The organism is Flavobacterium soyae (assembly GCF_045348165.1).
GTDB lineage: Bacteria > Bacteroidota > Bacteroidia > Flavobacteriales > Flavobacteriaceae > Flavobacterium > Flavobacterium soyae.
The window spans coordinates 4,006,199-4,017,823 of record NZ_CP150845.1; the positions used below are offsets into that span (position 1 = coordinate 4,006,199).

An 11,625-nucleotide genomic window follows, 5' to 3' on the forward strand; every position below is an offset into this window, starting at 1 on the left:
TATTTATAATTGAATTTCATATATGCAGCAAACTTGTGTAAGTGGATCGCGAAAATATCCTGAACCCTGATCAAAATCATCAGCATTACCATACCTAATGGAATTGTTTGAAGGTTTAAACCAATTTGGAGCATCAGCAGGCTTAATCCAATTGGTTTTGTCTATTAACAGGTGGTTTTTCTTTAAAAACTTATCCCACCACTCATCTGTAGATTTGAACTTAAGGTATATGATATATTCACCCGTCCAATGATCTGACTGCCAATATTGTCCTTGCAATAGTTTAATATCTGACGGTGGATTTGTTCCTTCCCAATATTTATAAATATCATTTGTATTAGTGGTGTTAATCTGTGAGCAGCTTGTCAAAAAAAACAGAAGCATTATCACTCCTGTTATGTGATTGGTTAAATAGTTTAAAAAACGCTGCAATTCTATCTTCTTTACTCTGGCTGACTGCCCGGATTGCAAAAAATTAATTCTCATAAAAATACTCATACAGGTACCTTTTTTAAATAATGAATAAGGAAACAGCAAATTAGAAGAACAAATGTGAGCCCGCCTGTTACTATTGAAGAAAATTGAAAGAAGAACTCAACAAACTCTTTGCTTTCGCCAAAACACCAAACTTCATTACCCCAAATATCAACTTCCATTGCTTCGCCGGAATTACAATTTAAACAAGCTAAATATTGAGGTAAAACAAGTCCTAAATAGAACAAAATAACCGAAGTGTAAAATATCAGTAAAATGATTTTAATAACTTTAAGTAATTTTAGTTTTTCACTTGTTGTCATTCATTTTTCATTCATTTTTATAGAAATATTCAAAAACGTTAATCAATTTTTTATTCGAATCATAATTGTATACCATCTTAGTACAGTCATTAGAATTATTTAATGATATAGTTTTTGATAAAAGCTTATCTTTATTTTTTGATATAAAAATGTCCTTGTTTCCTTCTTTATATCTTATGTTTTCTGAAAGTAATACATTGTCTTTTAGGCTGTAAACCTTCAAATTAGAATAAAAAACTTCTTGTTGATTTTTATATTCGCACAGAATCTTTTGGGTCGAACCGGTCTCTTTTATAATCCTCCCCAAATTATCATATTCAAAAAAATTAGTAAGGACTACATCTCCGCTCCCGTTTACCGTTTCGCTCTTTATGCACTGAAATTTGTCATTTAGATGAAAAATATTAGAAATCATTACATCTTTTTCATCTACAGAAATGATGGCGAATTGATTTTTCTCATACTTAAAAACAGCTTTGGACTTCACACCTTTTTCGTTTCTATGTACAATGCTGTCAATTAAATTATACGAATTTCTATAATATACATCTTCGGAGTACAGCGCATCATTGATAAAGGTCGAGTATTGTTTTGTTAAGCCGTTTTTGTCATACACGGTTTCTAATTGCATAATACTCTTTGTATTTCTGGTACTATCTGTAAAAACTTCAGCAATTACTTTTCCCTTAAGACAGCTTAAATTGAATGAGTTTTTAGGGTAATATGAGGTGTTTGAGTTTTTTATCAAAAGAGCAGCATAATTCTCATTCACTTTAAATTTTTCCTCTAATTTTTGTCGTGATTCTTTCTGACGCTTTGCTACCTCTGCTTTTCGCATATTTGTATAATAAACTTTGTCATTAAATAGAACTTTAAAATAAGATTCGTATGCTTTAATATAATTATTTGGATTGGTTTCGATAATTGGTTCATCAACACCGTTGGATAATATCATTCCAAATTTGAGTTTAACGCCATTGTTGTTAAAATAGTAATAACCATAATTCTTAAACTCCAGAGCACAATTCTCATTAATACGAAGTACATGTACCTCTTCTATTGATTCAAAAGCTTCTGCAAATCGTTTATATATCTCTAAATGCTTTCCTGGCTCATTAACCTCTCCGGAACTAAAGAAAACCAAGGTTACTTCTTCTTTATTATTAATCTCATAAAGCGCAGCATCAGGCTCTGGACTATTGGTAATTAGCTTTTTAGAACATGCTGACAATAATAGCAAACATGATACAATACAGATTAAATTTCTTGTAATTTTCAAAATATTATTTTTTTTTTCAGCCTTTCCATTTTTATAAATGATATAATCTTCTGTATCAGTTTTTTGTAAACTTATCCTTCATTTTCAATAACTTATCTATCTGTTAATAAGACCCATAGCAAGAGATTTTCCAGCATCTATTTTCGTTACAGATGCCTTCGCAGAAAAAATATCTTCAAAAAAATTTGCAGCATACTGGATATCCCCACATATCCAGACGTTTTCTTTCTTGTCTAAAAACCCCCTTTTTAGCCTCTCTCACTATGGATTTCTTTTTTGTTGACTATTTTATTTTACTGATTACAGGACATAAGAAAAGTACAGTTTAATACAATTTGGTATTTTAATTTCATAACCGTTAATTTATTACTCCCCATTACATTTAGCAGTAAAAAGACTTTTTTCTATTATTGTAAATGGTCTAACCAAAATTTTACCAGGCGAAATTTTATCATATTTATATAAGATTCCAATACTATGATAAGCATCTTGTTTTTTTTCGGGATACAGCTCTTCATTTTTTTCGTAATTATACTTTGAGATATAGGCATTTTTAGATTTGTTAAATGAGTAATTCTGTGGTATACTCATTGATGACTCGTCAAAAACACCATAAGACGGATTGCAGTAAAAGCTGTTTTTCTCTTTAAGCGTTTCACCCATCTCCATAATTTCTTTCATTTCTTTTTTTAGTTTATCATCAATTTTCATTTTTTCAAACCTTTGCCTGCCATTCAGAATTATTCCGTCTGTAGTTTTAGTAATAGAAAAAATCATTTCGTAATAGTAACGTTCCGGGTCATTGTAAACAGCAATAAAATCATTGTTTTTGTTTAATAAAAAACTAAAAGTATTTCTTTTGTTATAATCCCTGATATTCTCTGAAACTATATCAACAAAAGAAATTACATCAGTTCCTTTACTAAAATAATGTACATACTCACTTTTAAAGCAATTTGGGTTCTTGTTGAAAACCCGCTGCATTGCATCTGAATCAGCTTTTCCTATAAAGGTTTCTTTTTCGTCAAAACCATCAAATTTTATTTTACAGCCCTCCTTGATATTAGGGTTATATCTCCCGTATAATTCAAAAAAATGCTCAGGATTCTGGGGATTCAATATGATCTGATCGTTCTCTTTGTGCCAGGAACCTTGTATAAAAGTTGCATAGGCAATTATATAAAAGGCATTATTTTCTGCTAAAATCAAACGGGCATTTCCTGAACCACGATAACATCCAAGATAAGGCTGTACATCCTGAGCTAATACGCTTAAAGATGTTAACAAAATGAGTAACAAGATATTTTGTCTTTTTTTCATGTATTTATAATTTTCAAATAATTCAGTTCTGTAAGTATCTATGAGCTAAGTCTGACGTTTTTACTATGCATTCTTTGGCTGAAAAATTAAATCTTTAGAATACAAATTTTAATAAAAAAAGAATGTGAATTTAAGTAGATATATATTCGCCTGAGATGATTCGATATTTGTAAAGATCTTTTTTAAATCCGTATTAATAGCTCTGTTTTTTTTACCAGAAGAGTCAATAAAATCATAGTATATCAATTGGGCTTAATTTATTTTGGTATAGATTTTCCCCTTCCAGAACATTAATTTATCCGGATTTTCAGGATGGTCAAACTTCATATCAAATTCAGCTTTTAAAATTCCTTTCTGCATCGCTTTTTTGTCAATTTTTATATTGCCTTCATTACATTCATATATTAGTTTTCCATCAACGATGCTATTCAGTTCAATTCTTGGATTGCTGACGACATTATTAATAATATAAAAGTTTAACGTAGAATGGGTAGCTGTATTTGCGAGAGTATAACATTCAATAGTGTCTTTGCTCAATCGTTTTGCTTTCATTTCGTCGGCACCTGCATACTCATAACACCAGGCTTCACATTTCAAACTATGTTTTCGTGAAAAAGAAAAATCACCATCAAGATTTTCAACCCATTGTATATCAAAATCTTTGAAAGGAAAGAGACAAAAAACAAAGCCGAGTAAAAGGACTGTATATTTCATTTTGAAATATTGTTTTTAAAGCTTTAAGGAACATTTTGGTGCGTTGCGTTCAGATGGAAAATCAAAACCTAAAAAATGATATTATAACTAAAGTTCAATTGAAAAGCTTTGCACTTCAGCTCTCCTGATATCAAACCTTTGTTAGCGGAAGTTTTTTATGCTGTCTAATTTTTGTATTAATTCATAACTGTTTCCGCCGCCACAAGAAGAATGAATTACTTTTCCGTTTGAGTTAATAAGAATTTTTGCCGGACTGCAGTACATATTATAATTTAAGATTTCAGGTTTGTCATGCGATTTTGTGTTATCAATCTGCTCAAATAAAATTTTAGATTTTTTCAAATATTCATTCAGTTCGTTTTGGTTTTCAACATAGCCTTCAATTATACCAACAAACTTGATTTTGTCTTTATATGAATTATAAATTTCATTTAATTCTTTAGTCATATCATATGTGTCACTCTTTTTTAAATAGGATTTGTCGTAGATAAATACCACCAAATTTTTGTTTTTAAAATCCTGAGAGTTAAATAGCTTACCGTTTATGGTTTTCGCAGAAAAATATTTTGGTGTTCCATTCATAAAAAAATCAATTTGATTTTTCATTAACTCCTGAACTTGCTTTTGGAGTTTTTCTAAATTATTATCCTTTTGTTCTTTCTTATTTTGACAAGAAATCAAAAACGGTAAAATTGCAAGCAGTAATAAAATTTTATTCATCCTAAATCAGTAATTATGGTTGATATAGAGTTCTAAAATATAGATTGAAATAACTATGACAAATAATATAATGTTTGCATAAACAAAAGGTGTTCGCTTTTTAAAAAATAATATAATTGCCTCAATAATAATCCAGGCACTCCAAAGAATAAGACTTCCAAAACCTAAAATCATTTGCACGAAGTTTGAACCTAAGAAATCATTTCCGCTTTGTTTGTCACTAAAAATAATCATGGCAAACAAAAAAAGAGGAATAAGCCCTGTAACAGTTCTCCAAAATATGTGTTCAAATAATTTTTCTTTCATATTTTTCATTGATAATGGTGTGTATTTTCAAAATGACACTAACGTCCTGCGGCTTTGCGAAGTTTGGGATTTTGTTACTGATATTTATCTTCTCAATGATAATCTGTATAAATGTCAATATTTTTCATGATTTCTTAATTTGATATATTAGATGTACGTTTTATTTTTAAGCGGACTATTGTCGTTATACAGCAAGTCATTTGCAATTTGCACCATTCCATTGTTATTTGCACCACCCCAAATTGCTCTTCCAAAAATATAGCTCGTTGTGTATTCCTGCCAGGTGCTGCAGTATTTTTTTAAATCGGAGTAAGATTTTGCCAAATATTCTTTAAGTTCATTTTCTGAAAGATAACCCAATTCATAACAACAGCGTGCTAAAAAAACACCTCTTCCATAATTCCAGCCGCTGTCTTTTGTCTTTTTTAGCTGGGAAAAAGTTGTGATAATTTTCTGTTCGATTAATTCTGGAACAATATTATTTAGCTTTCTAAACAGGTTCAAATAATATTCAAATATGTCGTTTTCGTTTGGCAGGTTTGATTTTAAAATGTCAACATAATTTTCTCTATCCTCAAATGCTTTGTAAACAATATCCATATTTTCATCTTGATTCCTGTTGTGCAGGCTTTGAAGAATTTCAATCGCTTGGTTTTGATTATATATCCCCCAGTAGGTTTCGACTAATTTACCAACATCAGATTTATTTAAACCTGTTTCATAAGAATTCAGGTATGCCGATTGTTGTTCTGCATACATTGAACCTATAAGTAAATGATCTAATAAATAACCTCTAACCTCATTTTTTTTGTTTAATCTTATGTCTTCAAATGAGTTTAAAATTTTCGAAAAAAATCCCATAACTATTTACACTATTTTTAAATTAGGAACTTTGTTTTGTAAAATGGTTATAAATTTTTCGCCCACTACCTGATATTTATTCCTTGTTTCTAATTGTTTCTTCAAATTTAACATATCTGCCGGGTCGGTTCTATAATTAAGCCTGTCGTGAATTTCAAGTGATAACGGACTACCGTCAATATTAAAAGTGATAATATGTGTTTTTGGTAAGTATTCTTCCGAAGATTTGGAATAAACACCTAATTGCGATTTCAGGATACCGCCATATTCAAGTTTGGCATCTTCAATTCTGAAATTATCAAAAACAATATGTTCATCTAATTCGCCTGCTGTATTAGTACTAAAGAAATGCAAATCGTTTCCGCTCAAAGCCCAAAAACAATCCGTTTCTATTCTTCTAAGTTTTACACCAATTGCAGATAATGCTGCATTTTTTATACCATCAGTTACGATTTCCTGAACTTTACTACTTGTCGATTGAGGCACAGACGCAGAAGTAAACGCATCAATAGGTTTACCTTTCATCCACTGTTTTAATTGTGAAAAATCCTGAGTCAACAGTTCTTGTTTGTATTGGTCATATTTAGTTCGTTCAAAATCTAAATCAATTTCTGATTTTGCAGCCTTGTGTTTTTTATTCATATAAATCATAAAAAATACACCTGCAATTACCAATATAACTGGAATTAAAAATAATGGGGTCATAAATTTTTTGTTTTCTTAATTTGTTTTTAAATACTTCTTTACGTTTTTAGACTTGTCTTAAAAAAAGAAATATATAAGCCTAATAATCGTATTTAGAATACAAATTTTAAAAAAACTATAATGTAAATTTAAGTAGATATAGATTAGCCTGAGATAAATCGATATTCGTAAAGATCCTTCTTAAATTCGTATTAATACCTCTGGTTTCTTACAGGGAGTGTAAGTAAAACAACAGTTCCCTTCTCATTAGAAATAATTTCTATATTTGTCTTTATTGAGTTTTCTTTCGCTAATATCGCCAAACGTTCTCTGGCTATAGTTCCTGACAAAGACTGATGGTTAGGTTTTGCATTAGATGTACTCTCATAACCTTTTCCATTATCCGTGATTTTTACCAGCAATTGGTTTTCCTGCGAAAAGATTTCTATTATTATTGCCCCCTTATCAGAATGATTTCCAATACCATGGATAATCGCATTTTCAACAAAAGGCTGAATCAGCATAGGAGGAATTAATAATGCTGAGGTATCTGTATCTGGGGTTATTATTTCGTAAGCGAATGCATATTCGAAGCGCATTTGCTGCAAGCTCAAATAATTTTCTATAGCCTCCAGCTCCTGATCGAGCGGAACATAATTTTTTCGGCTCAATTCTAAAGAACTTCGAAGCAATTTGCTGAATTGACTTAAATATTTTATTGATTTTTCCTTTTCATCAAACCTGATAAAACTTTGTAATGCCGACAAAGTATTGAAGATAAAATGGGGTTCCATTTGTGTTCGCAGCAATTGTTGCTGCAATAAAACTTTCTCTTTTTCCTGTTTTTGTCTTTTCTGTCTTTGGAAAAAATAAAGCAGCAATACCCATGAAACTGCCAGCAGTGCCAGTAAACCAACAATAAACAGCAAGAGTTTATTACGTTCCAGACGATTTGTAGTATAATCAATAGTTTTATTTAGTCCGTAAATAGATTTATCTTTAGCCTGGAGTTCGTAAATAGTAGCCATTTCTTCTGTAGCCTGAATACCGGAATTTCGCAGGATATTATCTTTTAGTTCCAATACCTCGCTGGTTTCGTTCTGAGCTCTGAAATTATCCCCTTTAGCTAAATAATAGTGCAGTTTTGCCTGTTTATTAAGACATTTTTCATAATAAGATAATATCTGTAAATGCCGGCCTTCAATTTTATCAGCCTGTTTAATTAAGACTTCTGCTTCAGGAAATTGTTCAGCATGAACACGCAGATCAATAAGATTGGCTATAGTCGTGTAAAGATTTTTAATCGCTACCGGGCTTTCAGGATCGGCTGATAAAATTCCTGCATCGTATTGTTTTACCAAACTATAATAATGTATCGCTTCATTATATTGACTGCTCAATGTATAATAGTGTGCCGTATGCTCATTAGTAAATCTAATCTGCATAGGATCATTAGTTTTCACAGAAATATGTTTCAGCTTTTTGAGATAAAAAAGAAGCGAATCAGCCTTGTAAATATTACTTTCTTCGCAGGCTGTAAACAACTGCGAATATGCCCTGAAATTATACTTATAATGATCTTCGGGCATTTTTTTTAAAATTTTTAAAGCAAGCTGGTTTTGTTCAATTGACTTTGGGTACTGGCTGATTTTATTATTGTCCTGAGCCGCATTAAGTAAACAGATCACTTTTGCCAATGGTTTGCATTTAAGCGAATCGTCATTCATAATTATGGCTGCCGATTTATTAAAATAATAAACCGATTGGTAAAACTTACCTTCATGTTCTGAAATTAACCCGGCCCCATTGTAAACAGTAAATTTAAGGGCATTGAAACCTTTTTCTTTTTCTATTAAATTTAAAGCAATATTGATGTGATTTTTGGAACTGTCTATATTGCTTTTTGCCAAATTTTTAGCCAGATTATAATGTATATAAGCTAGAGCCGAACCCGTTTTTGAGAAATCTTTTTGTTTGAGCTTACCTGACCAAAAAGCAAGTTTGTCGATTTGAGGATTTTGATCCAGGCTATCACTCATTACTTGTAAATTCTCCAGCATTTTTTCCTGATTAATCACTATTTTCCCCGGTTTCTGCTGACAGGAAATTACAAACAGCAGCAAAAAAAATACAATTTTGTTCATTATCTTAAAGGATTTAAATGATCTATAACAAAATCTTTTCTGCGGGTTGCAACAGGAATTTCAGCAAGATTTCTCATAACTATTATGCCTGTTTTCATGTATTTATCTATAAAGTTTTTATTGACAATATATGACTGGTGTGTTTTTATAAAAAAATCGCCTGGCAGGATATCTTCATAGTATTTTAAAGGTTTAGAAGCAGTTACTATTTTTTTATTTTCCAAGTGAATTTGGGTGTAAGACCCCTCGCCGGAAAGGTATATAATTTCATTCAGCCGGACTATCTGCATACAGTCTAAAGATGTGATACAAATACTGGAACTCATATCAATAGTTTTTGCAGCACTATACTCTTTCAAAAAATTAAGCTGCGTAATATAATCAACCTGTTTTACTTTGCTGACTTTTTGTATTGCAGCTGCAAATTCATCACTGTCAATGGGTTTTAAAAGATAATCCAGTGCGCCGTACTTAATGGCTTTTATGGCAAAATGATTATAAGCTGTGATAAAAATAATATGAAAAGAAGGCTGTTCTAACTGATTCAAAATATCGAAAGCCGTACCATCTGTCAACTGAATATCCATCAAAATCAAATCAAATTCTGTATTTTTTATGATTTGCAATGATTCATTTACTGAACTCGCCATTGCTTCTAACTTTAAGGATTCTTGTTGTGAAACTAACCATTGGAGTTCTTTTCTTATCGCTGGCTCGTCTTCAATAATCAGGGTTCGTATTTTGTTCATATTATGGAATAGTGGTTAATAAATTATTACTCAGGAATTGATTTCTTTCATTTGAATAAAATTTAAGGCACGAATATATAATTTTTTATTTCAATCTTTTAAATAACCCCGCGGTGCCTGATTTTTTTTTATTTAAATCGATACGGATTTAAAAAAGACAGCACCGAATCTCCTGCAGCTTGCTGCGAATTTATATCTGTCTGAATTTACAATACTTTTTTTCTAAGATTTGTATGCCGTAATTTCTACTTTTCATTACAAATCATGATCTATAAAAACTTTATACTTGGTGTTTGCCTGAGTTTATTGGTACCTGCTTGTCAAAACAGGAAATCATCAGCTGCCACCATAAAAAAAATACCTGTGTCAAAATCAACAGATATACAGGCGGCTCAGTTACAATTAGAATCAACAGTACCAAAAAAAGATACTTTAGATGCTGAAATAACTCAATTTTTAGAAGAGAACAATTATATGATTCAATATGAAGCTGTTGGTTTTCTAAATAAGGACAACTTTAAAGACAAAGTTTTGATCTTACAGGAAAACGATGAAGAAAGCAAATCCCTTCAGCGGCTTACTATTATTTTATTAGGCAAAAAGCAAGGTTTTGAACTGTACAAAAAAAGTTATACCATAATGCCGCCTGAATATAATGATGATAATTATAAAGCATTTGATACAGAAGATGTCGAAATCGAAAAGAATAAAATAATTTTTGATTTATATGCCGTTGGTCCAAACGGACATATTTCTTTTGAATTTATTTTTCAAAATAACAATTTACAATTACATGAATTTACCGGTTATTTTATGGGAGCAGGCTCACATACAGAATATATTTATACTCCAAAAAACCAAACCAACGGCATACTTAAAGAAACCATTATTAATACAATGGAAGATGAGATGCCGTCAACAACAAAATCATATACTATAAAATTAGAATCACCGCCAACTTTTGAAAGTTTCGATTATAAAATTTTTCTGGATGAACTTTTTAGACAATTTGGCGATAAACAGTAAAATATTATAAATTTCAGATCCTAAACAGGATTAAATCCAATCTGTAAAATTAAAATTGACAATGACAAATAAACCAGCCTTCATGCAGTTAAAATGCTTTATTGTGCTACTATCCGTTTCCTTTATTTTTAATGGCTGCCAGGAAAAATTCAATGGAAAAAATGAGCAGGATTTTAAAACTTCGAGAGAGAAAATCGAAAAAAATCTCAGCCAAAGTGAAAAAATTAATTTAGAAAAAGCGCTGCGCGTGATCGCATTAGAAGCAATGAAATTAAAATGGGAAGCTCCTGAAAAGTACGATAATAAATCTTTCAACAAAATTTCTTTGGAAATGATTGATGGTTTATCATTTTCTTCGGTTATAACTTTAGCCGAAGATATTTTAAAAACCCAGAACAAAAAGGAAATTGAAAAATTAACTAATGAAATTGATCATTTAACTCTTCAAAAAAACGAAATCGCAAATACTAAAAAGACACTAAATCTATTTAGAATCAGCGAGACGAAATTAAATAAAACCAGTTTTTTTGATGAAATGGTTCCCGAATTAGAAGTCAGTTATCAATACATTGGTAAAAATAAACTCATTGGTCCTAAAACAATCCAGTTTGAAATCAGAAAAAAATCGAATAACGAAGTTCTTAAATCCGAAATTATTGTTAATGGAAACAGCGAAAGCATATTGGAAAATGGAGAAGTAATAACTGAATATATTATATTGGGGCAAACCAAAGAAACCAATCCTAAATTATGGAATGTTCAAAAATATCCCGTTGATAATCCAAATCTATCCGATTATGATTTAGTATTAAACGTTACTGTGCTGGCCTTAACTCCTAATGGAAAAAAAATCGAGATGCCAAAAATAAGTATAGAACAAATTAATAACGAAATTAAAAATAACCAGACAAAGTTAGAGGAACTAAAATCTGTAAAAGGGACTTTGGATGAGTTAGAATTGACTGAACAATAGTAAGTAAGATATCATAAGTAATTTTACAACTATTAAAAAAACCACGGCATTT

The 11,625-nt window shown here is 30.7% G+C and carries 13 protein-coding genes; 2 read left to right on the top strand and 11 right to left on the bottom strand.

What is annotated here, in order from left to right:
- Window positions 1-3 precede the first annotated feature (3 nt).
- From AABD74_RS17145 to AABD74_RS17195, 11 genes are all read right to left on the bottom strand, one after another.
- Window positions 4-498, bottom strand: coding sequence for a hypothetical protein (locus tag AABD74_RS17145; protein ID WP_406843684.1), 495 nt, complete (start codon window positions 496-498; stop codon window positions 4-6).
- Complete coding sequence (locus tag AABD74_RS17150) at window positions 495-797, bottom strand: hypothetical protein (protein WP_406843685.1); 303 nt, start codon at window positions 795-797, stop codon at window positions 495-497. The genes AABD74_RS17145 and AABD74_RS17150 overlap by 4 nt, the downstream gene beginning before the upstream one ends.
- 7 nt (window positions 798-804) lie before the next feature.
- Window positions 805-2,076, bottom strand: a complete 1,272-nt coding sequence (locus AABD74_RS17155; protein ID WP_406843686.1) for a hypothetical protein — start codon at window positions 2,074-2,076, stop codon at window positions 805-807.
- Window positions 2,077-2,442: 366 nt separating this feature from the next.
- Window positions 2,443-3,396: a hypothetical protein gene (locus tag AABD74_RS17160; protein ID WP_406843687.1), complete on the bottom strand. Its 954-nt coding sequence runs from the start codon at window positions 3,394-3,396 to the stop codon at window positions 2,443-2,445.
- Window positions 3,397-3,648: 252 nt separating this feature from the next.
- Window positions 3,649-4,110: a hypothetical protein gene (locus AABD74_RS17165; RefSeq protein WP_406843688.1), complete on the bottom strand. Its 462-nt coding sequence runs from the start codon at window positions 4,108-4,110 to the stop codon at window positions 3,649-3,651.
- Window positions 4,111-4,251: 141 nt separating this feature from the next.
- Entirely contained in the window at window positions 4,252-4,830 is a 579-nt protein-coding gene (locus AABD74_RS17170; protein WP_406843689.1) for a peroxiredoxin family protein, read from the bottom strand.
- 6 nt (window positions 4,831-4,836) lie between these two features.
- On the bottom strand, window positions 4,837-5,145 hold the full coding sequence (locus AABD74_RS17175; protein ID WP_406843690.1) for a hypothetical protein: 309 nt from the start codon (window positions 5,143-5,145) through the stop codon (window positions 4,837-4,839).
- Between the two features lie 138 nt (window positions 5,146-5,283).
- Window positions 5,284-5,997 (bottom strand): DUF1266 domain-containing protein, encoded by a 714-nt coding sequence (locus AABD74_RS17180; RefSeq protein ID WP_406843691.1) that lies wholly within the window; start codon window positions 5,995-5,997, stop codon window positions 5,284-5,286.
- A 6-nt stretch (window positions 5,998-6,003) separates the two neighbouring features.
- The gene (locus tag AABD74_RS17185) at window positions 6,004-6,702 is read right to left on the bottom strand and encodes a hypothetical protein (RefSeq protein ID WP_406843692.1); all 699 of its coding nucleotides are present in this window, start codon (window positions 6,700-6,702) and stop codon (window positions 6,004-6,006) included.
- Window positions 6,703-6,893: 191 nt separating this feature from the next.
- Window positions 6,894-8,825, bottom strand: a complete 1,932-nt coding sequence (locus tag AABD74_RS17190) for a sensor histidine kinase (protein ID WP_406843693.1) — start codon at window positions 8,823-8,825, stop codon at window positions 6,894-6,896.
- A complete protein-coding gene (locus tag AABD74_RS17195) occupies window positions 8,825-9,574 on the bottom strand; it encodes a LytTR family DNA-binding domain-containing protein (protein ID WP_232681964.1) in 750 nt (249 codons plus the stop codon). The genes AABD74_RS17190 and AABD74_RS17195 overlap by 1 nt, the downstream gene beginning before the upstream one ends.
- A 363-nt stretch (window positions 9,575-9,937) precedes the next feature.
- Here AABD74_RS17195 and AABD74_RS17200 point away from each other — a divergent pair, with 363 nt between their 5' ends.
- Both AABD74_RS17200 and AABD74_RS17205 read left to right on the top strand, forming a co-directional pair.
- Window positions 9,938-10,600, top strand: a complete 663-nt coding sequence (locus AABD74_RS17200; RefSeq protein WP_406843694.1) for a hypothetical protein — start codon at window positions 9,938-9,940, stop codon at window positions 10,598-10,600.
- Between the two features lie 61 nt (window positions 10,601-10,661).
- The gene (locus AABD74_RS17205; RefSeq protein WP_406843695.1) at window positions 10,662-11,573 is read left to right on the top strand and encodes a DUF6694 family lipoprotein; all 912 of its coding nucleotides are present in this window, start codon (window positions 10,662-10,664) and stop codon (window positions 11,571-11,573) included.
- Window positions 11,574-11,625 lie beyond the last annotated feature (52 nt).